Genomic DNA, 25453 nt, shown 5'->3' with positions numbered 1-25453 from the left:
CTCCGGGGTTCTCGCCCCGACTAGCGGTCGGAATCGCCCGCGGCCAGTGTCTGGCTGTCCGCTCCGGTGGAGCGGAACACAGTGGCGGAACCGCCCCGGACTCGCACCGGGTTCCTGCACCGCGAGCGTCGTCAGCCTACCCAGGGGTGATGGTGGCGGTGAGGACCGCCTCGATGCCGACCACCCGGCCGAGGACGCGGAAGGGCAGCGGCAGGTGCGCCAGCCCTTCGGGACCGCGGACCAGCTCGAGGTCGGAGAGGCGGTAGTGGCGTCGCCGGTGCTCGAGCCCGCCGCCGCCGGCTGCCTGCAGGTTGCGCATCCAGTCCGACACCAGGCCGTAGCCGACGATGAACGCGACGCGGTCGCCGCGCCGGAACGTCAGCACCGGCGTGCGGTAGGCGCGCCCCGACTTGCGGCCGGTGTGCTCGATGATGCCGTGCAGCGGGATGGTCCCGGCCCACCGGCGCTGGATCGGGTTGGTCACGTGGCGGTTGAACCTCGCCAGGGCGCGCGGTGCGTGCATGCCCCGACGCTACGCGGTCACCCTGTGGCCACGGGCAGGTCGTGGTTGCTCCACTGCGACCACGAGCCCGGATAGAGCGACGCGTCGATGCCCGCGATCGCCAGCGCCGCGATCTCGTGGGCGGCGGTGACCCCGGAGCCGCAGTACGCCGCGACCGGCCGCTCGCCGTCGATGCCGGCTGCGGCGAAGCGGGCGCGCAGCTCGTCGGCGGGCAGGAAGGTGCCGTCGGGCGCGAGGTTGTCGGTGGTGGGGGCGTTCAGCGCGCCCGGGATGTGCCCGGCCTTCGGGTCGATCGGCTCGGTCTCGCCGCGGAAGCGGGCCGCGGCGCGTGCGTCCACCAGCTGCCCGTCGTACGCCGCGATGTCGGCCAGCTCCAGGGTCGGCAGGTGCCCCGGGCTCAGGGTGACGTGGCCGGCTCTCGGTGCGACGTCGCCGGTCTCGAGCGGACCGGTCCAGGCGGCGAGGCCCCCGTCCAGCAGCCGTACGTCGGCCATCCCGGCCCACCGCAGCAGCCACCAGGCCCGCGCGGCGGCGAGGTTGCCGGTCGCGTCGTGGACGACCACGGCGTCGCCGTCGTCGATGCCCCACCGCCGGGCGCTCGCCTGCAGGCTGTCGATGGACGGCAGCGGGTGCCGTCCATCGGTCGGCTCACCGTGTCCCGCGAGCTCGGTGTCGAGGTCGACGTACACCGCGCCCGGGATGTGCGCCGCGCGGTGGTCGCTGCGTCCGTCGTACGCCGCCCCACCGGCCACGGTCAGCTGCCATCGCACGTCCAGGACCACCGGCGGGGTGGGGGAGTCGAGGGCCTCGGCGAGCTCGGTTGCGGTGATCAGGACGGCCATGCGGCCATCGTGTCATCCGCCCGTGTCACCAGCTCAGCGCGAGCGACGTCAGCTGCCCCACGAGGACGATCACTCCGAGCACCCGCCGGAAGGGGCTGGCGCCACGCAGCACCTCGTCCAGCGCCCACACCAGGAGGGCTCCCTTTCGCGCTCCGTCCACCAGGGCCGCGTGCGACGGCGTGAGCGGGAACATGCCGACCACGAGAGCGACCAGCCAGACCCCGAGCGCCGGGTTCGGGAGCTGCCATACGGCCAGCCGGCCGTCCGCCGACCGGAACCACCAGGAGGCGGAGGTGAGGTGGCTGCGGGCCGGTGCGGTCGCGGTGGGGTGACTCATCGCGTGACCGTACCCAACTCGGCGCCTGTGATCGCGGCCGAACCTGTGAGACTTCTCGTGGAGTACGAGGACAGGGACCGTGTAGCGGCGGCGGTAGGTTGCGGCCATGGAGCGACCGACGGTGGCCGAGGAGCTGGACCTGCAGCCGCATCCCGAGGGTGGTTGGTACCGCCAGACCTGGGCGTCACCGGTGACGGTCGCGCTGGACGACGGCAGGGTGCGGCCGACCGCGACCCTGATCTACTTCCTCCTGCCCGCCGGCGAGGCGTCCGCCTGGCACCGGGTGCGCTCCGACGAGATCTGGCTGGCGCACCGGGGTGAGGTCCGGCTGGAGCTGGGCGGCGACGGGCCCGTGCCCGGCAAGACGGTCGGCGCCGTCGTACGGACGGACAGTGCGCAGGTCCTGGTGCCGGCCGGTGTCTGGCAGCGGACTCTGCCGGGCGACGGTGATGCCCTGGTGAGCTGCCTGGTGTCGCCCGGGTTCGACTTCGCCGACTTCGAGCTGGCCGACCGCTCCGCCTGACCGGCGTCCGGCGAGCGGCACCCGGCGATGCTAGTGCGCTGCCGCGACGAGCCGCTCCAGGTTGTCGAGCTCGTTGGTGCGGCCCGCGACGATGCGGTCCGTCCACTCCTGGTCGTGGAGCGGCTGGCACTCCATGACGACCTCGGTCCCGGTGTCGGTGCGCTCGAGGGTGACGGTGGTCAGGTGCCGGTACGGCGCCACCCCCGGCACGAAGTCGATCAGCGAGACGTACCCCAGCCGCGTCGGCTCGGCGACCTCGGTGAACTCCTTGTGCGAGCGCGTCGAGAGCGGCATCCCCACCTGCTCCATGAACGCGATCTGCTCGGGGCCGGTGGCCGTCATCGTGTAGTCCAGGGCCCCGCCGGGCCGCAGGTCGAGGACGTCGACCGTCGTGGTGAAGCCGTCGGGTGCCCACCATGCGCCGATGCCCTCGGGCGTGGTCCACAGCTGCCAGACGCGCTCGGGCGAGGCGGCGATGCTGCGGCGGAGGACGATGGTGGTCGTGTCGTTCATGGTGGCGCTCCTGGTGGTCGTGGTGGTCGTGCACCAGGGACGGAGCGGGGTCGGGGTTCTCGACATCGCGCGGCGAGATTCCTCCAGAGGGTCCCGGCGCCCGCCCATCCAGGGAGACGTCAGCCCACGCCCTGGTCGAAGATGCGCCACGGCTGGCCCGGGTTGCCACGGATGAGGCTGTACCCCCAGAAGTCGGTGATGTCCTCCACCGTCGGGTCGTCAGCAGCGACTCCGGGGCGCCACCGCAGGTGGAACCGCACAGCCACGTTGACGACCTCGGCTGAGGGGCTCTGGCCGTGAGTGATCGGGTCGTCCTGGCGGGCAGGGCGAACGATCACGTCGGTGATGCTGTCGAGCTGCTTGCACCACGACGACGAGTACCTGACGTTGATGCCGGTGGAAAGTTCACGAGCCGTCCTGCAGTCGTGGGTCCTCAACGCGTCGAGGTAGGCCTCGACCACCTGCTCGGGGCTCGCGTCGTCGGCGACCGCCGGCGCGTGCCGATGCGGTACCAGGAGGTACGTCCCGATGGCGCCGCTGAGGACAGCAAGCAAGACGCCGCCCAGCACGACCGCACGTTTGCCCTTCACTCGGTCATCGTGTCATCCACCCCTCCATGCAGTGCGCGTATCGGACAAGGCGACCGGCGCTCCTCACTGGCCGGCATGTGGCGGCGCTGAGGGCGAGCCCGGCGGTACGACGCGCGCTCGCGACACGGTCGAGCACCTGACGGGAGCCGGGATCAGTCCGACCAGGCCTCGGCCAGCACGGCGGCCACGTCCGGGATCGGCGCCCGGCACACGGCGGCGGCGTCCTCGGGGGAGAGGCCGAGCATCCGCAGGACGCCGTCGGTGACCTGGTCGGTGAGCTCGCCGTCGTCCCGCTCCGGCTGGTCGTGGATCGCCTGTCCCAGGGCGAGGGCGGCCCCGCCGGCGATGAGGAAGGCGGCGTACGGATCGGCCGCGGTGAACCTGCCGGTCTCGCAGCCGTGGCGGATGTCGCGCAGCGCTCGGGGGCCCAGCCCCTGCTCGGAGGTGATCAGGGCGGGCCCGCGGGACAGCAGGACCCGGCTGAGCTGCGGCTGGGCCCGGTGCAGGCGCCCGGTCAGGCGGTAGCTGCGAGCGAAGACCTCGGCAGGGTCGTCGAGATCCTCGGCCCAGGCGTCCAGCGCGGCTCCCTGGAGGTCGAGAGCGGACTCGACGGCGGCTTGGAAGAGGGCTTCCTTGGACTCGAAGTGGTTGTAGAAGGAGCCCATCCCGACGTCGGCGAGCTCGGTGATCTCCAGGATCGGGATGTCCGTGCGGTTCTCGGCGAGGAGCTGCTGCGCGGCACGGATCAGCGCTGCGCGCGTCTGCGCCTTGCGGCGTTCTCCGCGCTTGCGTGCCGCGGCGGCAGCGACAGTCTCGGGCATCGGCGTACCTCCTGATCGGCACCACCCTAGCCACCCGTCGACAAGTTTGACGGATTCGTCAGAAGCTATTGACTGACGAGTCGCTCGTAGTTGAGGATATCGTCAATCAAGATGGAGCGAGGCGCGATGAGTCCCCACCACACCCACAACGACCTGCACAGCGAGCAGGTCGCGCAGCCGGGCGAGCACCCCGGACGGGCGAAGAACCCGGTCATCAAGGTGCGCGACCTGGCGTGGCTGGAGTTCGAGAAGCCCGACCTCGACGGGGCGGAGGTCTTCGCGCACGCCTTCGGCTTCACCACCAGCCACAAGGACGCCGACGAGCTGCACCTGCGGGGCACCCTGGCCGGTGGCCCCGCGGTCATCGTCCGGCGTGGGCCGAAGTCGCGCTTCACCGGCCCTGCGTTCCTGGCCGCTGATGACGCCGACCTGCTCCGTCTGGCGGGCCATCTGGACACCACGGTGACGACGCTGCCCGACAGCATCGGGGGTCGTGCGGTCGACACCCTCGATCCGAGCGGCGCCCGGGTTCGGGTCGTCTCCGGCATCGACCAGATGCCGGCACTGCAGAGCCAGGCGCCGCTGGTCCACAACGTCGGCGGCACGGTGGTCCGCGAGAACGCGACGCAGCGCCCACGCCGCGAGCCGGCGAAGGTCGAACGCCTCGGGCACGTCGTACTGCAGTCGGTCCGCTACCGGCAGGCGCTGGACTGGTACCTGCAGAACCTCGGCATGATCGTCAGCGACTTCCTCTACTACGACGGCCAGCGCTCCCAGGGCCCGACCATGAGCTTCATCCGGTGCGACCGGGGCAGCGAGCCTGCCGACCACCACACGCTCGCCATGACCCTCGGTCCCCGCACCCGGTACGTGCACTCCGCCTACCAGGTCGCCGACCTCGACGCACTGGCCGCCGGTGGGGAGTTCCTGGCCGACGCCGGCTACTCCCGCTCCTGGGGGATCGGACGCCACATCCAGGGCAGCCAGATCTTCGACTACTGGCGCGACGACAAGGGCTTCCTCGTCGAGCACTTCACCGACGGGGACATGTTCGACAACACCCTCGAACCCGGCTGGGCGCCGATGACCGCCTCCGGCCTCGCGCAGTGGGGGCCGCCGGCCTCGGCCGACTTCCTGGGTCTCAAGCCCGGCAAGGAGTCCCTCGCCGAAGCCGTCTCCCTGTTCTCCGCGCTGCGGAGGTCCGACAACGAATTCGATCTCACCCGCCTCCGCGGGCTCCTGAAGGTGGCCGGCTCATGAGCTTCAACATCGTTCGCACCGGCGACCAGTGGTACGTCGAGAAGTCCGCGACGACAGGCACCCTCATCGACACCACAGCGGTGACGACGGCCGAGCTCCTCGCCGACCGCGACGCCATCGACGCGGCGGTCGCCGGCGTCGAGTCGCCGCTGCCCATCGGCACGCTGCAGTCGCCGGTCACCGCTCCCTGCCGGGTCGTCGCCCAGATGACGAACTTCGTCAGCCACACCCAGGACTCCGGCTTCAACCCGGCAACCGTCCCGATGACGTTCTTCCGCAAGACCTCCCACTCGATCAGCGGGCCGGCCGACGACATCATCAAGCCCAGCCACGTCCGCTTCCTCGACTACGAGGTCGAGATCGGTCTGGTCATCGGCAAGGACATCCCGGTGGGGACCGCCATCACCGCAGAGAGCATCGCCGACCACATCGCAGCCCTCGTGGTGACCGACGACGTGTCCGCGCGCGACCTGCAGTTGCCCAAGACCCAGTTCTTCGAGGCCAAGTCCTACCCGACCTTCACCCCGACCGGCCCGCGGCTGGTCGTCCTCGAGCCCGGCGACTGGGCGCGGTTCGAGGACCTGCGGCTCACGCTCCGGGTCAACGGCGATGTCCGCCAGGACGCCCTGGTCGGGGACGACATGCTCTACAAGCCGCTCGCGGCGCTCCAGGGGCTCGCGCAGTTCCAGCCGCTCGCCGCCGGCGACCTGGTGTTGACGGGTACGCCGGGAGGGACCGCGCTCAAGGCCCCGCCCAAGCCGATCGAGATCATCGGGGCGCTGCTCCCGCCCGCGTTGAAGTGGAAGGCCTTCTTCAAGGCCCAGGCGAAGAATCCTCTCTACCTGGCGGACGGCGACCTCGTCGAGGCCCACATCCGCACCGAGGACGGCACGCTGGACCTCGGCCGCCAGTGCACCACGGTCCGGTACGCCGCGTCATGAGCGTCCCGATCGACGTCCCGCCGCCGGACGTGGTCGTCGTCGGCGCCGGCCCCACGGGAGTCACCGCGGCGATCCTGCTGGCCCAGGCGGGCGTCAGGACCCTGGTGCTGGATCGGTGGCCCGACGTATTCCCCCAACCGCGCGCCGTCCACCTGGACGACGAGGTCTACCGCATCCTCGCAGCGCTCGGCGTCGCCAAGGAGTTCGAGGCGATCACCATCCCCGGAGCCGGCCTGCGGCTGCTCTCGCCCGACCACGAGACGCTGGCCCAGTTCGACCGGACCGATGCGCAGACCGCCAACGGCTACCCGCAGGCGAACATGTTCGACCAGCCCGACCTCGAGGCGATCCTGCGCGAGCGCATGCACCGGATCGACCTGATCACCTTCCTGGGCAACGTCGACGTGACCGCCGTCCGGACGGGGAATGGCTCCGCACCGGAGGTCGAGTACGTCGACCGGGACACCCGGCACACGCATGTCGTCCGCGCGCGGTTCGTCTTCGGCTGCGACGGGGCCAACAGCCTCACCCGCGCCGCGATCGGCTCCTCGATGAAGGACCTCGGGTTCGACGAACAGCGGTGGCTCGTGGTCGACATCGCCACGCCCCACGACCTCGGGCTCTGGGGTGGGGTCCACCAGGTGTGCGACAGCACGCGCGCCGCGACGTACATGCGCGTCGGTCCGACGCGCCACCGCTGGGAGTTCGAGCTGCTCGAGGGTGAGACCACGGCCGACTTCGAGAGCCTCGAGGCGCTCGTACCGCTGCTCGCCCCGTGGGAGACGGACACCCGCGACTTCGAGCTCGTCCGTCTGGCCGAGTACACCTTCCGCGCTCAGCTCGCCGACCGGTGGCACCACGCGGGTGTGTTCCTCCTCGGCGACGCTGCTCACCTCACGCCGCCCTTCATCGGCCAGGGGATGGGAGCCGGCATCCGGGATGCAGCGAACCTCGCGTGGAAGGTCACGCGGGTCATCGACGGGTCCCTTCCGGCCGGCGTGCTGGACAGCTACGAGGCAGAACGGCGACCGCACGCCCGCGCCATGATCCGGCTTGCCATGACCGTCGGGCGATCGATGACCGGGGGAGGGCCGTACGGCGACCGGGTACGTCGCATCGCCGTACCGCTCCTCGTGCGCCTGCCCGGTCTGCGTGCGCGCCTGCTCGACAGCACCACGCCGCCGCTGGCCGGCTCGGGCCTCAACGACCGCCGACGGTTCGCCGGCGGTCTCGCAGGCACGCTCTGCCCCAACGCCGAGCTGGACGCCGCATCACGCCTGGACGACGTCGTCGCGGGCTCGTTCGCCCTCGTGCACCGCACGACCCCGACCGGGCGGGAGCTGGCGGCCCTGAAGCGACTCGATGTCACGACGGTGGACTCCCGGACGTCACCGGACCTGGACCGTTGGCTCGGTCGCGCCGAGGCGGCGCTCGTGCGCCCCGACAGGACGGTGCTCACCGCCGGTCGGCTGGCCGCCGTCATCGCCCGCTGTGCCGATCTCCACTCCCAGCCCCGAGGACGAGCCCGATGATCACCCTGCGCTCCCCGGCACCGACGTACCGGGGGAGCCTCTACAGCCCTGCCGCCATCGCTGACCCGTACCCGGTCTACGCACGGCTGCGCGCCCTCGGTCCGGTCGTGTGGCTCGCGAGGCACCGCGCCTTCGCACTCACCCGCTACGAGGAGTGCAAGAGGACGCTGCTCGACGACGGCACGTTCCTCTCCGGGCGCGGTGTCGGCCTGAACCCGATCGCCAACCGGCTCAGCCGCGGGACCACCCTCAACAGCGACGGTGAGGAGCACGCCGCGCGCCGCAAGCTGGTCGCGCACCGACTCACCCCTCGGGCGCTGAAGTCGATGAGCGACACGATCGAGGCTGCGGCCGCGCAGGTCGTCGCCGACGCCGTGGCCCGGTCGCAGGTCGATGGTGTCCGGATCGCCCGTTCGCTGCCCCTCCAGGTCGTTCCCGACCTCGTCGGCTGGCCCGAGGACGAACGCGAACACCTGCTGACCTGGGCCGCCGCGACCTTCGACGTCCTCGGCCCCCTCAACAGCACATCGGCTCGCAGCGCAGCCGCCTCCTTGAGGATGATGCGCTTCGCCCGTCGCATCGCGCGGACGGGCAACGTCCTGCCCGGCAGCATGGGTGATGAGGTCATCGCCGCGTCCAGGGCCGGGGTCATCGGGGTGGGCGACGCGTCGGCCCTGATGATCGACTACCTCGCCCCCTCGCTCGACACCACCATCAGCGCCACCGCCAGCGCACTGCGGCTCTTCGCGCTCCACTCCGAGCAGTGGGACGAGGTCCGTGCGGACCGCCGACTGATCCCCAACGCGTTCAACGAGGTCGTCCGCTTCGAGGCGCCCCTGCGGGCGTTCAGCCGGCGGGTGGCCCTGGACACGAACATCGCCGGGGTCCGGATCCCGGCGGGTTCGCGGGTGGTGGTCCTCTACGCCTCCGCCAACCGCGACGAAGACGTCTGGGACGCTCCCGAGACCTTCGACATCCACCGCGACGCCGGTCGCCACCTGGGCTTCGGTCACGGCACCCACGGGTGCGCCGGCCAGGGCCTCGCCCGGCTCGAAGGCCACGCCCTGCTCAACGCCCTGGCCGACCGTGTCGAACGGATCGAGCTCACCGGCGAGCCGACCTGGGCACGGAACAACATCATCCGCGGGCTCGCCAGCCTGCCGCTCGCCCTCCACCCGATCGGAGAGACCGCATGAAGCTGACCACCGACCGCGCACGCTGCGAGGGCCACGGCGTCTGCGTCAACCAGGTGCCGGGTCTCCTGGACCTCGACGACGACGACATCGTGGTCGTCCTCGACCCGGACCGGGAGCTGACGGCGGATGAGGAGAAGCACGCGAACGTCGCCGTGGCCTCGTGCCCGGTGGCTGCGCTGGGTCTCGCTTGACCGTGAGCGCCGTACGAACCTGAAAGTGCCTTTTGTACGGCATCTCCGACGCACGCATCATGTCATTACGAACGAGTTGTTCGTATTGAGCTGATCGGGGCGAGGGATGAGCGTGCAAGAGGCGCGTGTGGTGATCGAGATGTGGACCGACCTGGGCTGTCCCTGGTGCTATGTCGGCAAGCACCGGCTCCGGGCCGCGATCGAGCAGCGGCCGGACGCGGAACGATTCGAGCTGCGGCTGCGGTCGTTCGAGCTGAATCCCGACGCGCCGCGGGAGCCGGAGAGCATCGAGAGCGCGTTCGTCCGCTCGCACGGCGGAGACGCGTCGGCGGTGCTCGACGCCGAGCGGCGCATCCAGGCGCTCGCCGAGCGTGAGGGGCTGGCGTTCTCGCTGGATCGGCTCAACGCCGCCACCGTCGACGTCCACCGCGTGCTGCACCATGCGGAGGAGCGGGGCCTCGGGACCAGGTTCTTCTCCGCGGTCCAGGACCGGTTCTTCGCCGGCGCGGTCAACCCATTCGACGTCGACGCGCTGGTCGACGTCGCGGTGTCGGTCGGGTTGGACGGCGAGCGGGTCCGTCGCGTGCTCGCCGGTGATGAATACGCCGAGGACGTGGCCGCCGACCGGCGCGAGGGTGTCGCGCTGGGACTGACGGGCGTCCCGTTCGTCGTCGTCGACCGACAGGTCGCGGCAGCGGGCGCGCAGTCGGTCGAGCTGTATAGCCGGATGCTCGCCCAGGTCGTCGGCCGCGTCGTACCGGAAGGGGTGGTTCGTGGCTGACCCGGTGCGGTGCCGTGCGACGTTCTCAGCGACGCGCGGCCCGGCCGACGCCGGTGGCCTCGTGCTGCGTGCGATGGGCCGCGATGGCCTTGTGGTTGCTGGCCGCCCAGCCGGCGAGCGCCATCACCGCCTCCAGCAGCGACCGACCGAGGTCGGTGAGCTCGTAGACCACGCGCGGCGGGACCTCGGCGTACGCGGTGCGCGTGACGAGCCCGTCGCGCTCCAGCTCCTTCACGGTCACCGTCAGCATCCGCTGCGAGATGCCCGGGACGCTCGCCTGCAGGTCGGAGTACCTCAGCGGACCCGAGCCCAGGGTGGCGATGACCAGCACGGTCCACTTGTCCCCGATGCGATCCAGCACCTCGCGGATGAACGCGCTGTCCTCCGGCCATGCCGTGCACGGACCCGAGAGCGTTCGCTGCGTCGCCATGATGCTCCGATTCCTACACAGACAGTCGTTACCGCACCAACGGTAACCCGCCACGACGAAACCTCAGGAGACCCCACGTGAGCACCCTGCTCGTGCTGGGCGGCAGCGGCCGCACCGGCATCCACGTCCTCAAGCACGCCGCCGACCGCGGCCACCAGGTCCGGGCCCTGGTCCGCAACCCCGACGCGATCGACGCCCCTGCGGGCGTGGAGCTCATCACCGGCACACCCGCCGCCATCGACGACGTCCGCCGAGCTGCCGCGGGCGCGGATGCCGTGGTCAGCGCTCTCGCCAACGCCCGAGCCTCGGACAACCCGTGGGCCAGGCCGATCAGCCCGCCGCGCTTCATGACCGACGCGATCGGCTCCACCCTCACCGTCATGGGGGAACAGGGCATCAAGCGCATCGTGGTGACCTCGAGCCAGGGCGTCGCCGAGGACTGGTCGCGCATCAACCCTGTCATGCGCGGCCTCATCAAGATCTCCAACATCAAGGCCGGCTTCGACGACCACAACGGGGTGGACGAGCTGATGCGCTCCTCCGATGTCGACTGGACCCTGGTCCGAGCCGTCGCCCTCACCGACAAGCCGGCCACAGGTCCCCTCCGTGCTGCCGAACGCGGCGCAGAGAGGCCTGCCACGTTCGTCAACCGGGACGACCTCGCCGCCTTCCTCCTCGACACCGTCGAGAAGAACACCTGGATCCGCCAGACCCCGGTGGTCTGGAACGCCCGCAACTGAACCGAGGAGCACCCATGGAGATCACCTACTGGATCACGGCGAGCCTGCTCGCCCTCGTCTACCTGGCCGCCGGAGCCCAGAAGTCGACCCGCACACAGGCCAAGCTCGTCGAAGCGGGCATGGCGTGGGCGGCCGACCTCCCGCTCCCGATGGTCAGGTTCATCGGAGTCATCGAACTGCTCGGCGCCCTCGGCCTGATCCTGCCGCCGCTGCTCGACATCGCACCGGCGCTCGGGCCGACCGCCGCCGTCGGCCTTGCGCTGGTGCAGGTCGGAGCTGTCGCCACCCACGTGATGCGGCGCGAACCCAAGGTGCTCCCGATGAACATCGTGCTGCTCGTCCTCGCTGTTGTGGCAGCCGTTGTCGGGTTCAAGGTCTGGGGCTGACCCTCCAGCGCACGGACGCTACGGGATCGCTGTCTCCACCACCTCACGGGCGGATGTCGCCCGGCATCCGGTCGTGAGTGGGTACGCCGACCGGGTCGGCCCGTCGGGCGAGCATGCGCTGGTCGTGATGTGCCCGCAGGATCACATCCCTCAGGTGGCTAGGTTTGCCTTCGTGACCCTGACCTTCGGCGCGATCCTCGGAAGCGCGGACATCGATCCGGCTGAGGCCATGGTGATCCGGCATGCCTACGTTCGAGGTGATGCGTATGCGATTCACGCCGACTCGACGGCCGAGCAGATTCTGGCTTACACCCGGGGCCAGTCGGCGAAACCGCGCACCTTTCCGGCCAGTCCGCCGAAGACCTGGATCGTCTTCCTGCCGGAGGGAGGCGACCGCGCACGGCTCTGGGGCGTCGTCACGAACAACGGTGAGCTCTCGCGAACTGCGGACGGCCGCACGTTCGATCTGGAGCAGACCGAGCAGATGGCGGACCTGCGGAATCGGCTGGTGCTCGGCTGGAGATCCCCTCGCACCTGGTGGATCAAGGCGACGACAGCGGCGGCGTACCCGGTCGCCGAGATCGCCGACGCTGAACCCGTGCCGTTTCCTGGGTTCGACGGGCTGCTGCTGAGCTATGCGCAACTGCAGGCGGTGATGCGTGACCACCGCTATGCGTCGTGGCGCACGGCTCTCTCATCGGTTCAGGGCATCTACCTCATCACTGATACTCGCGACGGCCGCCATTACGTGGGCAAGGCGGACGGGGCTGAACACATCCGACAGCGTTGGGGACCTACGCGACGAACGGCCACGGCAACAACATCGAACTGCGCAACCGCACGCCTGATGCCTTTCAGTACTCACTGCTGCGCGTGTTCGACCCTGCCACTCCCGAAACGGTGATCAACGCCGCCGAGGTCCACTTCAAACGGGCGCTCGACTCCGTCAACCACGGGATGAACCGCGGCTACTAGAGCATTCCGTCGATCTGGATCCCTCGTGAGCCCCAACGCCGCTCACCCCTCAGCCCGCCACCCGACCGTGCACCGGACGTCCTGCCAGACGTGGAGGCGGCCGTCGGGGCCGCGGGTGGGTTCGAGGGCCTCGGCGGCGGCCGCGATGATGGGGTCCACCTGGTCCTCGAGCATGCGGTCCCAGGCCGCGCGTTGGCCGACGGAGCGGGAGAAGCGGACCCAGTGGTCGACGTCGTCGAAGGCGACCGGGATACGGAAGGGCGTGGTGACGACACGGTCGGCGCCGGCCTCGCGCAGGAAGTGCTCCATGTTCGCGTCGGAGGCGAACGGGCCCTCGGGGCCGATGACGCGCGGGTCGAAGGCCGGCAGGAACGGGCGCAGCAGCGCCTCGACCCGGCCCCAGGCGGGCTCCGTGGCGCCGAACGTGGTGAGCGCGACCCGCCCGCCCGGCCGCACCATCCGCAGCCAGGTCGCTGCCGCCGCCCACGGGTCGGGCAGGAAGAAGACGACGAGAGAGGCCGTCACCAGGTCCACGCTTCCCTCCGGTACGCCGGGCGCGCCGGCGTCGCCGTGCACGACCTTGACCTGGGGGCGGTCGGCGACGAGCTGCGTCGTACGCGCCACCATGGCGGGGCTGTAGTCGAGGGCGAGCACCGAGCCCGTCGTACCGACCGCGTCCGCCAGCCTCGTGGTGACGAGGCCGCTGCCGCAGCCGAGGTCGACGGCCTTCTCGCCGGCCACCGGTGCGGCGGCCTCGATGAGCTGATCGGCGATGGGGCCGAAGTAGGCCACGTCGGCGTTGTCGTAGTCGGCCGCGACCGTGTCGAAGACGGCCGCTACCGCGGCGAGCTGGGCGTCCGCATCCATGCCCAGCACTGTAGGCGCGATCGCCGCGGCAGAGCGCGACTTCGCGCGCTCAGGTCGCTCGGGTCAGCGACGGGTCCAGATCCGGAAGGTCGTCGACAGGTTCTCGTAGGTGTGGGTGCCGACGTAGCTGGTGTTGTGGGTGATGTCGAGGTGCACGCGGACCGTGTAGATGCCGGCCCGGTTCGGCGTGCCGCAGAAGAACGCGGCCTGCCAGCGGTCGTTGTCGGCGGACCAGAACAGCGAGGCGGTGTCGTGGTAGCGGCCGGGGCCGGTGATGGTCACGTCCGCCGCCCAGGCGCGGAAGTCCGGGATCGACCCGCGGTCGACATTGATCTTGAAGCCGGCGTGCGAGCGGATGCAGGCCCGCGGGGCGACGTACGCGCCGCGGGTGGAGAGGGTCGCGTGGGCCGAGGACGTCGTCGCGGCGTCGGCGGGCGCCGTCGCGACGAGACCCGCGAGGGCCAGGACAAGGGCGACCACAACTTTGTGCATTTCTCAACCATGCCGCACAAAGGCCTCATAGAACCGGGGTTGTGACCCTACGCATAGGTCGCAGGCTGTGATCTCCGACTCGTAGGACCGATCAGGTCTGGCAGCGCGGGCACCAGTACACGACCCGTTCCTGACCTGCCTCGCCCGACTCCCCGCGGCGGATCGGGGTCCCGCAGCGCAGGCACGGGCCGCGCCGGCCGTAGACCCAGAGGTCCTCGCGCACGGCGGACCCGGTCGTCCGGCGACGCCCCCGGTCCTTGTTGGCCTCCAGCAGCCGCTGGGCCAGATCGATCACCCCCCGCAGATCCGGTACGTCGCCGACCCGTCGCCCGGGCAGCACGCCCCGCAGGAAGCAGATCTCGCTGCGGAAGACGTTGCCGATCCCCGCGAGGTTGCGCTGGTCGAGCAGCGCGAGTCCGATCGGCCGACCCGGGTCGCGCTCGAGGTTGGCCACGGCCTGCTCGGGATCCCAGTCCGTGCCCAGCAGGTCCGGGCCGAGGTGCCCGACGACACGGTCCTCGTCGCTGCGTCGTACGACCTCCACCAGGCCCAGCTGGAAGCCGACCGCGACCCGGTCGGCGGTGCCGAGCACGATCCGCGCCTGCCAGCCGGGCGCACGCCAGCGCTCACCGGGGGAGTAGAGGTCCCAGCGACCCTCCATCTTCAGGTGGGTGTGGACGGTCGCGTCGCCGACCCGCATCAGCAGGTGCTTGCCGCGGCTGACGACCTCGTCGACCCGCCGCCCGCTCAGGTCCACGGTCGCGTACGCCGGCACCCGGATGTCACAGGTCGTCAGCTCCTTCCCGGCGAGCGCCGCGTGCAGCCGCCGGGCCGCGCGGTGGACGTTGTCTCCCTCGGGCACCCCACCAGTCTGCCGGGTCGTTCGTCGGGTCGTCGGCTCACGGAAGCTGGTTCAGCTGCTGCTGGAGCTCCTCGCGCTTGTCGTTCAGCCGTGACTCCATCGAGAACGCGTTGATGATCGCGATGGCAGCCGCGATGGCCACCACGACACGGACCCATCTCGGCATGGGCTTGACGATCTGGACCACGATGCCGGCGCCGACGCACAGCGCAGCGCCGGTCCAGATCGTCCCGGTCCCCGACAGCAGCGACGCGGACTGGAGGGACATGATGAATCCGACCGCGGCGACCGCGACGATGCCAGCGATCACGAGCTGGTTCTGGACGTTCTTGGAGGGGGCGGCCGAGGTGCCTGCGTCACCGCTCTGAGGTGCGATGTGCTCGGTCCACTGCTGGCCGTCCCAGTACCGCTGGGTGTCTGCCATCGACGGGTGCGGGTACCAACCCGCTGGCGCGTTGTCGCCGCTGCCCTGAGCGTCATCGGTCATGCGCGGAGAGTAAGGCGGGGCCCCGACGCTTCGCAGCGATATCGGGCAACCGCGCTGCTTGGTTACCGAGCGGTGGGCGAGCTTGAACCCGGCTACAACCCCAGGGCGACCCGCAGCTCCTGTACGTCGGTGCGCACCCGCGCCATCTGCGCGCTCGCCTGGGACTCCCCGACCCGCCCGTCCGAGAGCCGCGCCAGGGGAGCGTTGCGCCGGCCGGGCTGGAGGAGCCGCCGGGTGATCTCGTACGACGTCCGCAGCAATGCTCCGTCGGGACCGGAGTCGATGGCGCGCAGGGCGTCGACCATGAGCATCGGGAACCGCCACTGCGCCAGGGCCTCGGCGGTGACGCCGGAGGAGCTGATGCCGTAGCGCTGGGTCTCGGCGCGGAAGCGGTCGGCTCCCAGGTCGGTCGAGGTGACCAGGTCCTCGTAGCCGGCGGCGTCTGCCTGGTGCAGCAGGGCGGCGCCGAGCTGGGCGAGCAGCCCGAGGCACAGCGCGTCGGCGGTCTTGACGTCGAAGCGCGGCCCGAGGACCCCGCACGAGGCGGCCAGGTGGAGCGAGGTGTCCCAGAAGCAGTCCGGCAGGCTCGTGGTGTGGTCCATGCCGGCCAGCGCCACGGTCGCGATCGAGCGGACGGTGTTGAAGCCGACGACGGTGACCGCGAACTGCAGGCTGGTGACGTTGCCGGAGAGCCCGAAGTAGACCGAGTTGGCCAGCTTCATCACCTTCGTCGCCAGCATCACGTCGGCTCCGAGGATCGCGGCCAGGTCGACCGCGCCCGCGCCGTCCTCGTTGCTGGTCGCGACGATCCGCGCCGCGACCGGTCGCTGGGCGGCCATCTGGTCCAGGCCCTCGAGGACGTCCCCGATGTCCACCACGACGTTCATGAGAGCTCCGTCCGGGTGGGGTAGCCGGCACGGCACCAGTCGATCAGCTCGGCCGACGTCAGCGGTGGGCTGATGCCGAAGCCCTGGGCGACCGAGCAGCCCATCTGACGCAGCGTCGAGAGCTGGCACGCGGTCTCGACGCCCTCGGCGACGACGCCGATCCCGAGGTTGCGGGCCAGGCTGATCACGGCCCGCGCGATCGCGGTGTGCCCGTCCTGCAGCTCCGCCACGAACGACTGGTCGACCTTGAGGTAGTTGACCGCGAGCCGGCGCAAGTAGCCCAGCGAGGAGTAGCCCGTGCCGAAGTCGTCGATCGCGATCTGGATGCCCTGCGCACGCAGCTGGCTGAGGATCAGCGACGCCGAGTCCGGGTCGTTCATCAGCGCCGACTCGGTGATCTCCAAGCAGAGCTGGTCCGGGCGGACCCCGGTGCGGCGCATGATCTGCTTCACCGCGTGCACCAGCAGGTGGTCGCTCATCTGCAGCGCGGACAGGTTGACGTTCACGCGCGGCGGCGTGAGCGGACCCAGCTCGCGCTGCCACTCGAGCATCGCCTCGCAGGCCGCCTCAAGCACGTGGTCGCCGAGCTCCCAGACCAGTCCGTTCTCCTCGGCGAGCTTGACGAAGACGTCGGCCGGTACGGCGCCGCGCACCGGGTGCTTCCACCGCGCGAGGGCCTCCACCGACTCGAGGACAGGCCGGTCGCCGTCGTACCTCATGATCGGCTGGAAGCACAGCGTCAGCTGGCGCTCCTTGAGCGCGTTGCGCAGGTCCGCGACCAGCAGGAACGTGTCCGACACCGCCACCCGCGCGCCCTCGTCGAGCACCCGGATGCGTCCCTTGCCGTCGCCCTTGGCCTGGTACATCGCGATGTCGCAGTCGCGGATCAGGTCGTCGGGCGAGTGGTGGTCCGGGCCGCGCACCACCACGCCGATCGAGGCCTGCGGGTGGATCTCGACGCCGTCGATGCGCAGCGGCTCGGACAGCACGCGCATGATCCGGTCGGCGACCTCGAGCGCGCCGTCCAGCGAGCCCGTGCCGCACGCGACGACGAACTCGTCGCCGCCGAAGCGGGCGACGAGGTCACCGGGCCGTACGGCGCCGATCAGCCGGTGCGCGATCTCCACGAGCAGTGCGTCGCCGGCCGTGTGGCCGAGGCTGTCGTTGACCAGCTTGAAGTTGTCGAGGTCCAGGAACATGCAGGTCAGGTCGGCGTCCGGATCGGCCATGACGGCCGCGAGGTGGTCCCACAGCTTCGTACGCCGGGGTAGGCCGGTCAGCGAGTCGTGGGTCGCCTGGTAGCTGAGCTGCTCCTCGAACGCGCGTCGCTCGGTGATGTCCTCCAGCGTGGCGACGAAGCCGTCACCGACCTTCGGGGTGTGCAGCGGCGTGAACCGCAGGTCGGCGTGGCGCACCCGCTGCTGGTTGTCGACGAAGCGGGCCCGGATCTCGCGCTCCTGCCCGTCCAGGACGGCTACCACGCTCTCGGTGATCAGGGCGAGGTCCTCGCGGTGCGCGTAGGACATCCAGCCGGTGCCGATCAGCTTGTCGGCGGTGACGCCGAGGAAGGCGCACAGTGCGTCGTTGACGTGCCCGAGCCGCATGCCCTGCTCCGACATCATCGTGGGCACCGGAGAGCGCTCGGCGAGGATCTCGAAGCGGTGCTGGTGGGCGTCGGCGGAGGCCCGCAGCGCGAGCTCCATGTCGGAGCGCGCGGGGCTGATCTGGACCGCCCACAGCAGGCCGTCGGGCGCGGGGACGGCTCGGAACCGGCACTCGATCGACTCGCCGACCGCCGTACGGGCCGTCACCGCGCCGTTCGTCGACCGCTCCCGCCGGAACAGCGAGCCGAGGGCGTGGTCGCTGGTGGGCTCGACGAAGTCGCCCAGCTCCCGGCCGACCAGATCGGAGGCGGCGAGCCCGAAGAGCTCCGTCGTACCGATGTTGCTCCAGCGGATCACCGGTCCGCGCGGGTCGTCGACCTCCGCGACCAGCAGGGCGACCGCGGTGTCCGCGGAGGCGGAGTGCAGGATCGCCGCGACGATGTCGCGGGGATGCTGGGGCGAGCGTTCGGGATCGGCGTCATCGTCCACCCTGCGTGTCACGCTCGCGGTCATGCGCTTCCCGTCCTTCGTGGATCAGTTGCGATGCCTCCGGGTCGTCCATGACCCGTTCGAGGGAGATCGCCTGATGCCCCCATCGGCGATGGGCGGACAGGCTTGAGAGGTGGAGTTCTTTACTCTTCGCAGCGGATGCGCGGGGTTGCCGAATGCGTCGGGGGGTCGTCCTAGCCTGCCGACGCGGCGCTGCCGGCCGTGTGTGGGGCACTGCCGGCAGCGTGCGCGGGCCTCACTTCGAGGGCTGGGGGATCTCCGCCTTCGGGCACTTCACCTTCGGGTTGACCCCGAGGTAGTCGAGCGGCCCGGCGACGATCGTCAGCACCGTGTCGCTGACCTTGCGGCAGCTGGTGTCGGCGTTGCCGCCGAAGTACCCCCGCTGGAACGCGGCGAGGACACCGATCAGCAGCCACACCGCCACCGCGATCCCGATCCCGTTCCTCATGCCGGGGCGGTACCCCTTCTGGTTCGTCACATGCGCCGCGCGTCGGCGTCGCGATGGGCGGGATGCGTCGACTTATGACGGCTGAGGGCCGGAAATGGCTCAGGCGGAGCTCGGCGACGAGCCCGATCTCTGATCGTGTGCGGTCACGGCCTCTGCGGACATGTGCGCGAGTTGTGTTGGTAGCTGTTACAGATACTGCATCGCCGTGCGGTTGGGCAGGTCTGAACGTTGTGTCCCTGCATGCCGCAGTTGCTGCAGCGGCGCACGGCGTATTCGTCGTGAGTCGCAGAGTTGTGGTTCCCTGCACCGCATTTGCTACATGCCATGAGTCCTCCGAGTGCTAGAGGCTCGACTCGCCAAAGGTGGCCGAACCCGTCGCCGAGATTAGTCGTACGCCGGCACCTGCACGTCGAAATCGGTGTTCGCCCTCACGGCTTGTTGGAGTTAGCGAGGAGGACGAGACCGGCCAGGAGCAACAGCGGCCAGAGGATGAGTCCGCCGAAGGCAGCGACGAAGACCGCTGCCCCGTCGCCGGTCTTGGCTCCGGCGATGACCGCCGCGATGAGGCCGACAATGCCGCCAATCCAGAGGTACCACATGTCAGTCTCCTTCACAGACGCTGTCGTGGGTCTCCGCCGGTGCGGAGAACCGGTAGTTCAGATGGTGAAGTCGTTATGGAGGACAACCTTGCCGAGCTCGATCGAGCCGTCGTGGCGACGCCAGAAGTGAAGACGCCGTGCGCTCGGAGAGCCGGTCTGGAGGGACACGCGCCACGCCGTAGCGCCGTCCGCACGCGTGAGGACCGGTGCGTCTCCGGCGAGTGCGGTCCTGAGTCGGTGCAGTGCTCGCCCTGGCTGAGCCTCGGCGATGCCGGTGAGCACCTCGACGACGACATCGACGATCTTCGACCGCGACACCCCGTGGAGCCGGTCGATCGAGTCCAGGAAGTCGGGGCCGAGGGCACAGCTGCGCAGCGGCCGCTGTGACTTCTCAGCCGCAGGCACACGGCGGGCCCACGCGGTGTACAGCTCGAAATTGAATTGCTCCACCGGATCGGCGAAGAGGTCGTCGGGGGTCGGCCCGGGTGCGGCCCGCGCCTTACGGAGCTCGTGGGTCACCTTGGCGAGCTTGCGACTGAGCTCGTCGGCCCGCTGGCGTGCCCACTCCAGCTCGGCGACGACCTCGTCTTTCTCGTCGTGGAGATGGGCGATGGTCTGGCGGTGCTCACGGAGCTTCTCGTTGGCTTGGTCGAGCTGTTGTGCCTGGCTGGCGGCGAGGCCATCGCGAGGCGGCGCGTGCGGGATCGGTGTGGGATGCGCATGGGGCGCGGGTGTAGGAACCAGGTGCGGCTCAGCGGTCTCCTCCACCTGATGCGGGCTCGTGTCGCGGAGGCGTAGCGGAGACGGCGCACTCGGCAGGACAGTGCGACCCGCGACCTCGGGTTGTTGCGGGAGACCCTCCGCCAACCACGGCGGGCCGCCGTCGAACAAGGTGAAGGCGGGTACGGCGACCTCATCGTCATCAAGGTCGTCCAGTCGTAGGGACCAGGGCGAATCCGACACGATCCGGGCGCGGAGGACCTCGCCCACGGTCATCAGGTCGTCCACGCGGTCGAGGTCGTTGGCAGTGATGTGGTCGCGGCGGACCGTCACCGTGATGTCCGGGTGCAGCATGAGAGCGGCGGTGTCGGCTGTCGCCTCCGTCACGCGTGCAAGGACCACCTGGCCCGGCTGGTAGCGGAGGAGGTGACCCGCTCGGAAGGAGATGTCAAGGCGTCCACCGTCGTCGAGCGCACCGGCCAAGCGCATGCCCCTCCGCACCATCGACTCGATAGGTACGCCGGCAGCGACCAGCTCGGGAACGATCGTCGCTGTCCGGCCCAGCTCGTCGCGAACGATGGCGCGCCCCGCCACGATGCCTGTAACCGTCCCCTCGAAGGAGCGTCTTGTGGTCGATGACGACCGGCCGAGGATGCCGGCGGACACGGCCATCTGCAGGGCATCTGCGACCAGCGTCTCCGTGACGCGAGCGCCCTCAGCCAGGCTGAAGGCCATCCGGAGCGGCGACTTGCGGAGGTCGCGCACCCACTCGACTCCGACGGGGTAGACCCGCCCGGCCCCGCCGTACACCTGTGTCCCATCGGCCATCTCGCGGGAGAACGCCCACGACACGTCACCCGTGGGGAGAACGACGACCTCCGCCGCGTCACCGACCTCGTCGACGATCCGCTTCGCGTCGATGTACGGGGCGTCCCGCCCGGCTGGCGTCGTCACCACGACCACCGGACGGTCGCGCGTCGAGGAGTTGAGGCGTCGTGCCAGCTCGATCGCGTCATGCTCTACGACCAATTGTCGGACCTGGGCAGCCATTGAGGAGCCACTACTCCGGGAGGCCCAGCTGACGCGCGATCTCGGCGATGAAGGCGCCGAGCTTGTGCGGCGCGATCTCGTCCCGCAGCTGCGCTGCCCACTGGCCGGCCGCGATGACCAGGGCCGGACTGAGGACACCGGGCGTCGCGGGCTGGGGCAGTGCAGCGGCCCGGATGGGGGCCGGTTCGGGAACGGCGACGGTCACCACCGGGATGTCCGGAGGAGCCAGTGGCGGCGCCCCTTCCAACCCGAGGTGTGCGAACGCCTGCGAGTAGACGACAGTCAGGTACTTGGTCGCACGGGTCAGGGCGATGTAGAGGAGCCGAAGTCCACGGTCCATCGCTGCGATCGCCGCCGGTTCGACGACGATCACGGCGTCGAACTCCAGTCCCTTGGCCTCGCTCGCGGAGATCAGGTTGACAGCGGAGCCGAGACTGCCCTTGTCGGCGTCGGCGAAGCTGATCTCGCGACTCGTGAGCTCCTCAGCCAACCGTGGCTTGAACTCAGGCGTCACGATGACGCCGAGGAACCGGCCCTTCTTCGCATGCTCGGTGATCGCGTCGATCGTCTCGTCGATGACGTCGTAGTCACCGTTGTCGATGATGAACTCCGGCTCCTTCGGGGCCGGGCGAACCACCGTCAGCGGCTGGAGCCCGGGGGCGACGTACGGCAGCAGCTGGGCGGCGATCGCGTAGATCTCGGACGGCACGCGGTAGCCGTAAGCCAGCTCCTCCAGCACGACGGGCACGCCGGGCCGGGACAACGCGCTCATGACCTCGTCCCACGAGTCGCGCGCCCACGGGCCGGTCGACTGGGCGACATCGCCGACGATGGTCATCGAGCCGTTGAGCGAGCGTCGTGCCACCGAACGCAGCTGCATCGGCGACAGATCCTGCGCCTCGTCGACGAGGATGTGCGCGTAGCGCTCGGGCATGCCGTTGATCAAAGACTCCGCCTCGTCCAAGAGAGCCACGTCGCTGTCCGCCCAGGTCTCGGCTGCAGCTGTCCCGGCGGCGCGCCGGAACAGGCGGCCGATGTCGCCGGCGGTGAAGTCGTCGCCCGCCGCCTCTTGGAGCCGATTTTGGGAGCCGAGCAGATCACGGACGAACTGCTGGGCGGTCAGCGGTGGCCATACCCGGTCCAGCGCGACGTCGACGGCCGGCATGTCGACAGGCTGTGACAGCCCGAGGCGTCCGGGTTCCTGCAAAGCGCGCTCGACGCGCGAGGTCAGCCAGCTGCGCATCCCGAGACGTCCGGCGTTGTACGTCGGAGCCGACCGCAGCGCATCGATCTGCGCCTCGATGTCGGCGCGCGGGATGGTGATCGGTGTACGGCCGTTGGTGATCGTGAGCTCCGGGTCGTTGCCGGCGAAGCGGATGCGCAGGTGCAGAGCCCTGCCCAGCAGCGTCGCCATGCGGTCCTCGCCCTTGAGCCGTGCGGTGGGGATCGGCTCCTCACGTCGGGTGCTGTTCTGCGGTCCGAGCCGTCGCAGGCTCAGCTGGGGCACGCTGTGATCGCCAAGGCCCGGGAGAACGTCCTTGATGTAGTTGGTGAACGTGTCGGTCGGCCCGATGACGAGGACTCGGTCGGGCGTGAGGCCGTCCTCGTTGAAGAGCAGCCACGACGCCCGGTGGAGTGCAACCGCGGACTTGCCCGTCCCGGGCCCTCCCTGGATGACGAGGAGAGCGTGGGAGTCGTGGCGGATCAGCTCCGATTGGGCCGCCTGGATCGTGCGGACGATGTCGCGCATGGTCCCAGTGCGGCCGGTGTCCAGGTCCGCTAGGAGCGCGTCGTCGACGCCGCTCAGCTCGAGTTCGGTGAGCTCCGCGACCTTGCCGAGGAGCTCGGCGAACACGACGTCGTCGAACGCCACGACGTGGTTGCGGTCGGTGTGGAAGGTCCGCTTCAGCGCGACACCGCGAGGGTCCTGGACGGTCGCACGCTCGTAGAGCTCACCGATCTGGGTGCGCCAATTGACGACAAGGATGTCCTTGGCCTCGTCCCAGATCGTGTCTCGGCCGACGTACACGACCTCGCCGTCGTCGAGGCGGATCGAGCCGTGGGCGACAGCGACGTCTGCTGGAGCGAGCTTCGCCAGGTAGTTCCGGTTCTGCGAGTTCAGCGCGATCTGCGCATGCCGCGTCCCGGCCGGCCCACCGGCCTTGGCCGCAGCCCGTGCGGCCTCACGTCTGTCCCAGGCTCGATCGAAGTGGTCCTGCACCTCGGCGATATCCGCGATCTGCGTCATGCAGCGGAACGTAATCGAATCCCGCGACAGAATCGGCGGAACCGACAAGATCGGCAGTCGTCCTCCTCTGAGCGAAGCGCTGCGGATCCGGTCGAAGAATGGTTGAGTACTTCCCGGTCAGGCCGTCGCGTCCGGGACGCGCACTCTCGGAAGGAGTCCCGTGCAGGTCTCACAGATCCTCAACCAGATCGATAGCGGCGACATCGCGCTGCCGGAGTTCCAGCGCGGCTATGTCTGGAACCGTGAACAGGTTCGGAGTTTGTTCACCTCGCTCTATCGCCAGTACCCGGTTGGCGGGTTCATGACCTGGAATACTGCCGCGGACAGCGCTACCGCGCGAGGCGGTGTGAGCACCGATGGAACGGTGAAGCTGCTGCTCGACGGCCAGCAGCGCGGAACCTCGCTCTACGGGGTGATTCGAGGGCGAGCGCCCAAGTTCTTCGAGGGCAACGCGCAGGCCTTCACGGGTCTGTACTTCAACGTCCAAGACGAGGTGTTCGAGTTCTGCGCCCCGGGAAAGATGAAGAACGATCCTGCGTGGATCGACGTGAGTGCGCTGTTCGCGGCGGGGCACACGGCGATCGGCACGTTGTATCCGTCGTTGCTGCAGCTCGCCGGCGGCGACAACGGGGCTGCGGGCGAGCTGGTCGGACGGGTCACGAGGGTGGCAGGCATCGCCGACCGAGATTTCCACATCGAAGAGGTCACGGGACCCGACGAGTCGATCGACGTCGTGGTCGACATCTTCAATCGCGTCAACTCCGGCGGGACGAAGCTTTCGAAAGGCGATCTGGCACTTGCCAAGGTGTGTGCCTCGTGGCCGGAGGCCCGCCAGCAGTTCAACGACGCACTCACCGAGTGGCGGAACGTCGGTTTCGACTTCAAGTTGGATTGGCTTCTTCGTGTCGTCAACGCCATCGCAACCGGAAAGGCGCCGTTCACTGCGCTTGCGGGCGTATCGGTCGCTGACGTGCAGACGTCGCTCAAGCTCGCTCGCCGCTACGTCAGTGCCTGGCTCGACGTGATCGGTGGCCGGCTGGGGTTGGACCACGACCGCGTGCTGTTCAGCAAGTTCGCCCTCGTGATCCTCGCCCGGCACACGCACGGGAACGGCGGAAGACTTCCAGACGCCGCCACGCAGGGGAAGCTGCTTGCCTGGTTCGCGCACACGGGCATGTGGGGTCGGTACGCCGGATCCACCGAGACCTTCCTGTCGCAGGACCTGGACGCGGTCGACGCCGGGGGTGCCGACGCGTTGTTGGAGACGATCCGGCAGTCGCGTGGCGATCTGACCGTGCGGGAGACCGACTTTGCGGGCAGCACCATGGGTTCCCGCTTCTACCCGACGCTGTACATGTTGACCAGGACGCAGTCGGCGAGGGACTTCGGGACGGGGCTGCCGTTGTCGGCGTCCCTGCTGGGACACTTGTCGTCCTTGGACGTGCACCACATCTTCCCCAAAGCGCTCCTCTACAAGGAGGGGTACCGGCGAGGCGATGTCAACGCGGTGGCCAACTTCTGCTTCCTCACCAAGCAGACCAACATCACGATCAGTGCCACTCCTCCGTCCACCTACATGCCCAAGGTGGAGGCCGCTCAGCCGGGCGCGCTCGCCAGCCAGTGGATCTCCACCGATCCGGCGATGTGGGAGACGAGCCGGTTCCACGACTTCCTAGCGGACCGGCGCCGATCGCTCGCGGCGGCAGCCAACGCGTTCCTCGAAGGACTCGAGAAGGGCACGACCGCCCAGGCTGAGCTGCAGCCGTCGGCCCCAGTTGACGTGCCGGAAGAGGAGCGTGACGAGGCGACCGAAGAGGTTGACACGCTCGTCTCGTGGTTGGTGGACGGGGGCTACGCCACTCCTCAGCGCGACATAGAAGTGGTCGATGAACTGACGGGCGACTGCCTCTGCACCGCGGAGGCGTACTGGCCGACCGGGTTGCAGGAGGGCATCGGGCGGCCTGTCGCACTCGAGCTCGATGAGCCTGGTGCCATCGACGCCTTGAGCTCGCGGGGCATCGAGGTGTTCACCTCGGTCGCGGCCCTGCGGGAGTACGTCGGGCGCCTCGGGTCCGGAGAGCCCGACTGACGCGAGCGG

Annotated in this window: 28 protein-coding genes and 1 riboswitch; of the genes, 11 read left to right on the top strand and 17 right to left on the bottom strand. The window is 69.8% G+C overall.

The window, feature by feature from the left end; all coding sequences use genetic code 11:
* Positions 1-24: 24 nt before the first annotated feature.
* A riboswitch (cobalamin riboswitch) is annotated at positions 25-139 on the bottom strand.
* From ACYU8V_RS09450 to ACYU8V_RS09440, 3 genes are all read right to left on the bottom strand, one after another.
* On the bottom strand, positions 137-523 hold the full coding sequence (locus ACYU8V_RS09450) for a nitroreductase family deazaflavin-dependent oxidoreductase (RefSeq protein ID WP_460846897.1): 387 nt from the start codon (positions 521-523) through the stop codon (positions 137-139). It overlaps the preceding riboswitch by 3 nt.
* A 17-nt stretch (positions 524-540) precedes the next feature.
* Positions 541-1365 (bottom strand): sulfurtransferase, encoded by an 825-nt coding sequence (locus tag ACYU8V_RS09445; protein WP_460846895.1) that lies wholly within the window; start codon positions 1363-1365, stop codon positions 541-543.
* 25 nt (positions 1366-1390) lie between these two features.
* Entirely contained in the window at positions 1391-1702 is a 312-nt protein-coding gene (locus tag ACYU8V_RS09440; protein ID WP_460846893.1) for a hypothetical protein, read from the bottom strand.
* A 106-nt stretch (positions 1703-1808) separates the two neighbouring features.
* Here ACYU8V_RS09440 and ACYU8V_RS09435 point away from each other — a divergent pair, with 106 nt between their 5' ends.
* On the top strand, positions 1809-2225 hold the full coding sequence (locus ACYU8V_RS09435; protein WP_460846891.1) for a cupin domain-containing protein: 417 nt from the start codon (positions 1809-1811) through the stop codon (positions 2223-2225).
* A 30-nt stretch (positions 2226-2255) separates the two neighbouring features.
* Here ACYU8V_RS09435 and ACYU8V_RS09430 read toward each other — a convergent pair whose 3' ends face one another.
* The 3 genes from ACYU8V_RS09430 to ACYU8V_RS09420 all read right to left on the bottom strand — a co-directional run bounded on the left by ACYU8V_RS09430 (position 2256) and on the right by ACYU8V_RS09420 (position 4149).
* Positions 2256-2738 (bottom strand): SRPBCC family protein, encoded by a 483-nt coding sequence (locus ACYU8V_RS09430; protein WP_460846889.1) that lies wholly within the window; start codon positions 2736-2738, stop codon positions 2256-2258.
* Positions 2739-2857: 119 nt separating this feature from the next.
* On the bottom strand, positions 2858-3328 hold the full coding sequence (locus tag ACYU8V_RS09425) for a hypothetical protein (RefSeq protein WP_460846888.1): 471 nt from the start codon (positions 3326-3328) through the stop codon (positions 2858-2860).
* 152 nt (positions 3329-3480) lie between these two features.
* Positions 3481-4149 (bottom strand): TetR/AcrR family transcriptional regulator, encoded by a 669-nt coding sequence (locus tag ACYU8V_RS09420; RefSeq protein WP_460846887.1) that lies wholly within the window; start codon positions 4147-4149, stop codon positions 3481-3483.
* A 126-nt stretch (positions 4150-4275) separates the two neighbouring features.
* Between ACYU8V_RS09420 and ACYU8V_RS09415 the strand changes: the two genes are divergently transcribed.
* From ACYU8V_RS09415 to ACYU8V_RS09390, 6 genes are all read left to right on the top strand, one after another.
* Entirely contained in the window at positions 4276-5409 is a 1134-nt protein-coding gene (locus ACYU8V_RS09415) for a VOC family protein (RefSeq protein WP_460846886.1), read from the top strand.
* Entirely contained in the window at positions 5406-6350 is a 945-nt protein-coding gene (locus ACYU8V_RS09410) for a fumarylacetoacetate hydrolase family protein (protein ID WP_460846884.1), read from the top strand. The genes ACYU8V_RS09415 and ACYU8V_RS09410 overlap by 4 nt, the downstream gene beginning before the upstream one ends.
* Positions 6347-7882, top strand: coding sequence for a bifunctional 3-(3-hydroxy-phenyl)propionate/3-hydroxycinnamic acid hydroxylase MhpA (mhpA, locus tag ACYU8V_RS09405; RefSeq protein ID WP_460846883.1), 1536 nt, complete (start codon positions 6347-6349; stop codon positions 7880-7882). The genes ACYU8V_RS09410 and mhpA overlap by 4 nt, the downstream gene beginning before the upstream one ends.
* Entirely contained in the window at positions 7879-9078 is a 1200-nt protein-coding gene (locus ACYU8V_RS09400) for a cytochrome P450 (RefSeq protein ID WP_460846882.1), read from the top strand. The genes mhpA and ACYU8V_RS09400 overlap by 4 nt, the downstream gene beginning before the upstream one ends.
* Positions 9075-9269 (top strand): ferredoxin, encoded by a 195-nt coding sequence (locus ACYU8V_RS09395; RefSeq protein ID WP_460846880.1) that lies wholly within the window; start codon positions 9075-9077, stop codon positions 9267-9269. Before ACYU8V_RS09400 ends, ACYU8V_RS09395 begins: the two co-directional genes overlap by 4 nt.
* Positions 9270-9375: 106 nt before the next feature.
* The gene (locus tag ACYU8V_RS09390; protein ID WP_460846878.1) at positions 9376-10050 is read left to right on the top strand and encodes a DsbA family oxidoreductase; all 675 of its coding nucleotides are present in this window, start codon (positions 9376-9378) and stop codon (positions 10048-10050) included.
* Positions 10051-10075: 25 nt separating this feature from the next.
* Here the strand turns inward: ACYU8V_RS09390 and ACYU8V_RS09385 are convergent, their stop codons facing one another.
* A complete protein-coding gene (locus ACYU8V_RS09385; RefSeq protein WP_460846877.1) occupies positions 10076-10480 on the bottom strand; it encodes a winged helix-turn-helix transcriptional regulator in 405 nt (134 codons plus the stop codon).
* Positions 10481-10557: 77 nt separating this feature from the next.
* Between ACYU8V_RS09385 and ACYU8V_RS09380 the strand changes: the two genes are divergently transcribed.
* The 3 genes from ACYU8V_RS09380 to ACYU8V_RS09370 all read left to right on the top strand — a co-directional run bounded on the left by ACYU8V_RS09380 (position 10558) and on the right by ACYU8V_RS09370 (position 12510).
* A complete protein-coding gene (locus ACYU8V_RS09380) occupies positions 10558-11220 on the top strand; it encodes an NAD(P)-dependent oxidoreductase (protein WP_460846876.1) in 663 nt (220 codons plus the stop codon).
* Between the two features lie 14 nt (positions 11221-11234).
* A complete protein-coding gene (locus tag ACYU8V_RS09375) occupies positions 11235-11606 on the top strand; it encodes a DoxX family protein (protein WP_460846875.1) in 372 nt (123 codons plus the stop codon).
* Between the two features lie 172 nt (positions 11607-11778).
* On the top strand, positions 11779-12510 hold the full coding sequence (locus ACYU8V_RS09370) for a GIY-YIG nuclease family protein (RefSeq protein ID WP_460846873.1): 732 nt from the start codon (positions 11779-11781) through the stop codon (positions 12508-12510).
* Between the two features lie 113 nt (positions 12511-12623).
* On the opposite strand, the gene ACYU8V_RS09365 is transcribed toward ACYU8V_RS09370, so the two are convergent.
* The 10 genes from ACYU8V_RS09365 to ACYU8V_RS09320 all read right to left on the bottom strand — a co-directional run bounded on the left by ACYU8V_RS09365 (position 12624) and on the right by ACYU8V_RS09320 (position 23355).
* The gene (locus tag ACYU8V_RS09365; protein WP_460846872.1) at positions 12624-13448 is read right to left on the bottom strand and encodes a class I SAM-dependent methyltransferase; all 825 of its coding nucleotides are present in this window, start codon (positions 13446-13448) and stop codon (positions 12624-12626) included.
* A gap of 63 nt (positions 13449-13511) precedes the next feature.
* Positions 13512-13940 carry a hypothetical protein gene (locus ACYU8V_RS09360; protein WP_460846871.1) on the bottom strand — a complete coding sequence of 143 codons (429 nt, stop codon included), beginning with the start codon at positions 13938-13940 and terminating at the stop codon, positions 13512-13514.
* A gap of 91 nt (positions 13941-14031) precedes the next feature.
* Positions 14032-14802 carry a DNA-formamidopyrimidine glycosylase family protein gene (locus ACYU8V_RS09355; RefSeq protein ID WP_460846870.1) on the bottom strand — a complete coding sequence of 257 codons (771 nt, stop codon included), beginning with the start codon at positions 14800-14802 and terminating at the stop codon, positions 14032-14034.
* A gap of 37 nt (positions 14803-14839) precedes the next feature.
* Complete coding sequence (locus tag ACYU8V_RS09350; protein WP_460846869.1) at positions 14840-15289, bottom strand: DUF2510 domain-containing protein; 450 nt, start codon at positions 15287-15289, stop codon at positions 14840-14842.
* Between the two features lie 92 nt (positions 15290-15381).
* Complete coding sequence (locus tag ACYU8V_RS09345) at positions 15382-16176, bottom strand: HDOD domain-containing protein (RefSeq protein ID WP_460846868.1); 795 nt, start codon at positions 16174-16176, stop codon at positions 15382-15384.
* Positions 16173-18281 (bottom strand): putative bifunctional diguanylate cyclase/phosphodiesterase, encoded by a 2109-nt coding sequence (locus ACYU8V_RS09340; protein ID WP_460846866.1) that lies wholly within the window; start codon positions 18279-18281, stop codon positions 16173-16175. The genes ACYU8V_RS09345 and ACYU8V_RS09340 overlap by 4 nt, the downstream gene beginning before the upstream one ends.
* A gap of 244 nt (positions 18282-18525) precedes the next feature.
* Positions 18526-18738, bottom strand: coding sequence for a hypothetical protein (locus ACYU8V_RS09335; protein ID WP_460846865.1), 213 nt, complete (start codon positions 18736-18738; stop codon positions 18526-18528).
* 428 nt (positions 18739-19166) lie between these two features.
* The gene (locus ACYU8V_RS09330) at positions 19167-19337 is read right to left on the bottom strand and encodes a hypothetical protein (RefSeq protein WP_460846864.1); all 171 of its coding nucleotides are present in this window, start codon (positions 19335-19337) and stop codon (positions 19167-19169) included.
* Between the two features lie 57 nt (positions 19338-19394).
* Complete coding sequence (locus ACYU8V_RS09325) at positions 19395-20822, bottom strand: hypothetical protein (protein ID WP_460846862.1); 1428 nt, start codon at positions 20820-20822, stop codon at positions 19395-19397.
* A gap of 295 nt (positions 20823-21117) precedes the next feature.
* Positions 21118-23355: a HelD family protein gene (locus ACYU8V_RS09320; protein ID WP_460846861.1), complete on the bottom strand. Its 2238-nt coding sequence runs from the start codon at positions 23353-23355 to the stop codon at positions 21118-21120.
* A 160-nt stretch (positions 23356-23515) separates the two neighbouring features.
* On the opposite strand from ACYU8V_RS09320, the gene ACYU8V_RS09315 reads away from it, so the two are divergent.
* On the top strand, positions 23516-25444 hold the full coding sequence (locus tag ACYU8V_RS09315) for a GmrSD restriction endonuclease domain-containing protein (protein ID WP_460846859.1): 1929 nt from the start codon (positions 23516-23518) through the stop codon (positions 25442-25444).
* The last annotated feature ends 9 nt before the right edge of the window (positions 25445-25453 follow it).

Source organism: Nocardioides ultimimeridianus (assembly GCF_054777895.1).
The sequence above is the reverse complement of the archived record's forward strand: the minus strand, read 5'-3'. Positions and strand labels throughout refer to the sequence as shown.

Coding starts and splice junctions, on each gene's coding strand:
- ACYU8V_RS09450 (WP_460846897.1), bottom strand. CDS start 523: ATGCACGCACCGCGCGCCCTGGCGAGGTTCAACCGCCACGTGACCAAC.
- ACYU8V_RS09445 (WP_460846895.1), bottom strand. CDS start 1,365: ATGGCCGTCCTGATCACCGCAACCGAGCTCGCCGAGGCCCTCGACTCC.
- ACYU8V_RS09440 (WP_460846893.1), bottom strand. CDS start 1,702: ATGAGTCACCCCACCGCGACCGCACCGGCCCGCAGCCACCTCACCTCC.
- ACYU8V_RS09435 (WP_460846891.1), top strand. CDS start 1,809: ATGGAGCGACCGACGGTGGCCGAGGAGCTGGACCTGCAGCCGCATCCC.
- ACYU8V_RS09430 (WP_460846889.1), bottom strand. CDS start 2,738: ATGAACGACACGACCACCATCGTCCTCCGCCGCAGCATCGCCGCCTCG.
- ACYU8V_RS09420 (WP_460846887.1), bottom strand. CDS start 4,149: ATGCCCGAGACTGTCGCTGCCGCCGCGGCACGCAAGCGCGGAGAACGC.
- ACYU8V_RS09415 (WP_460846886.1), top strand. CDS start 4,276: ATGAGTCCCCACCACACCCACAACGACCTGCACAGCGAGCAGGTCGCG.
- ACYU8V_RS09410 (WP_460846884.1), top strand. CDS start 5,406: ATGAGCTTCAACATCGTTCGCACCGGCGACCAGTGGTACGTCGAGAAG.
- mhpA (WP_460846883.1), top strand. CDS start 6,347: ATGAGCGTCCCGATCGACGTCCCGCCGCCGGACGTGGTCGTCGTCGGC.
- ACYU8V_RS09400 (WP_460846882.1), top strand. CDS start 7,879: ATGATCACCCTGCGCTCCCCGGCACCGACGTACCGGGGGAGCCTCTAC.
- ACYU8V_RS09395 (WP_460846880.1), top strand. CDS start 9,075: ATGAAGCTGACCACCGACCGCGCACGCTGCGAGGGCCACGGCGTCTGC.
- ACYU8V_RS09390 (WP_460846878.1), top strand. CDS start 9,376: ATGAGCGTGCAAGAGGCGCGTGTGGTGATCGAGATGTGGACCGACCTG.
- ACYU8V_RS09385 (WP_460846877.1), bottom strand. CDS start 10,480: ATGGCGACGCAGCGAACGCTCTCGGGTCCGTGCACGGCATGGCCGGAG.
- ACYU8V_RS09375 (WP_460846875.1), top strand. CDS start 11,235: ATGGAGATCACCTACTGGATCACGGCGAGCCTGCTCGCCCTCGTCTAC.
- ACYU8V_RS09365 (WP_460846872.1), bottom strand. CDS start 13,448: ATGGATGCGGACGCCCAGCTCGCCGCGGTAGCGGCCGTCTTCGACACG.
- ACYU8V_RS09360 (WP_460846871.1), bottom strand. CDS start 13,940: ATGCACAAAGTTGTGGTCGCCCTTGTCCTGGCCCTCGCGGGTCTCGTC.
- ACYU8V_RS09350 (WP_460846869.1), bottom strand. CDS start 15,289: ATGACCGATGACGCTCAGGGCAGCGGCGACAACGCGCCAGCGGGTTGG.
- ACYU8V_RS09345 (WP_460846868.1), bottom strand. CDS start 16,176: ATGAACGTCGTGGTGGACATCGGGGACGTCCTCGAGGGCCTGGACCAG.
- ACYU8V_RS09335 (WP_460846865.1), bottom strand. CDS start 18,738: ATGAGGAACGGGATCGGGATCGCGGTGGCGGTGTGGCTGCTGATCGGT.
- ACYU8V_RS09330 (WP_460846864.1), bottom strand. CDS start 19,337: ATGTGGTACCTCTGGATTGGCGGCATTGTCGGCCTCATCGCGGCGGTC.
- ACYU8V_RS09320 (WP_460846861.1), bottom strand. CDS start 23,355: ATGACGCAGATCGCGGATATCGCCGAGGTGCAGGACCACTTCGATCGA.